General features: G+C 43.2%; 1 protein-coding gene. It reads left to right on the forward strand.

Annotation, left to right across the window (positions count from 1 at the left end; translation table 11 throughout):
- Positions 1-145: 145 nt before the first annotated feature.
- Complete coding sequence (gene tnpA, locus FS806_RS25290) at positions 146-619, forward strand: IS200/IS605 family transposase (RefSeq protein ID WP_144942114.1); 474 nt, start codon at positions 146-148, stop codon at positions 617-619.
- The last annotated feature ends 136 nt before the right edge of the window (positions 620-755 follow it).

The following is a 755-nucleotide window of genomic DNA, read 5'->3' on the forward strand; positions in this document are numbered from 1 at the left end:
TTATGGCTTTAGCCAGTTGAGCTCGCGAAGCGTGCGAAACAAAAAACCACCCGCTATGCGGGTGGAGGGATCGAGGGTTTGACCAACAAGACCATTCCGATAAAATTGAGATGTTCAGGCTCAATAACGAAAGGAATGGTCTTAGATGGCAAACAAGAGCTATAGTTTAGCTCACACGAAGTGGATGTGCAAGTACCACATTGTGTTCACCCCGAAGTATAGACGGAAAGAGATTTATAATCAAGTGAGGAAAGACTTAATCGAAATTTTCAAACGATTATGCAAATACAAGGGAGTGGAGATAATCGAAGGTCACATGATGCCCGATCATGTACATATGTTGGTAGCAATTCCCCCAAAAATCTCAGTATCATCATTTATGGGATACCTGAAGGGGAAAAGCTCACTCATGATATTCGAGAAGCATGCTACCTTGAAGTATAAATATGGTAATCGAAAATTTTGGGCGGAGGGATACTACGTCAGCACAGTGGGCTTGAATGAAGCCGCCGTGGCAAAATATATCCGTGAGCAAGAAGCACACGACCAGGCAATTGATAAACTGAGTGTGAAAGAGTATGAAGACCCATTCAGCAAAAACAGTAGCAAGAAGAAGTAAACCAGTTTAACTGGTAAGTGAAAGTGACAAATTACACTGAGCCTGAACAATTTTATTGTCAGGCTAGCGTCTTTAGGCGCAGTTTGGCAACAAGGGGTTATACCCCAAGAGCAAACCACCCGTTTGACGGGTGGTT

It is taken from the genome of Paenibacillus sp. 32O-W, from assembly GCF_007679495.1.
Classification (GTDB): domain Bacteria; phylum Bacillota; class Bacilli; order Paenibacillales; family NBRC-103111; genus Paenibacillus_L; species Paenibacillus_L residui.